The organism is Pseudomonas sp. MD330_10 (assembly GCF_042610415.1).
GTDB classification, from domain to species: domain Bacteria; phylum Pseudomonadota; class Gammaproteobacteria; order Pseudomonadales; family Pseudomonadaceae; genus Aquipseudomonas; species Aquipseudomonas rhodesiae.
Window position 1 is genome coordinate 1 of the sequence record NZ_JBHGZU010000093.1, and the last position, 262, is coordinate 262.

The window sequence follows — 262 nt, forward strand, 5'->3', positions numbered from 1 at the left end:
CGAAGAAGGACGAGTTTGCCTAATTGGCTTGACCAGGACCCCATAAATAATAGGACACTCAAATGTCCGGCGCAAAAACCTGACACAACCGCCCCACCGCCTCCATCATATGCCCACTGGGCCGCTCCAGGCCATTATCGGGCACCTGCCCTACGCGATCCGCCATGGTTTGCCATGCTTTCCAGGCGTCCATTTGCGCTTGATCGCAGACCAAAAACAGCACGGGATTGCGCTGCAACACCCACACGATACTGAATTGCGG

The 262-nt window shown here is 55.7% G+C and carries 1 pseudogene; it reads right to left on the minus strand.

Annotation, left to right across the window (positions count from 1 at the left end):
* Window positions 1–58: 58 nt before the first annotated feature.
* Window positions 59–262, minus strand: a pseudogene (locus ACFZPT_RS26755) (cobalamin-binding protein); the annotation flags it as partial.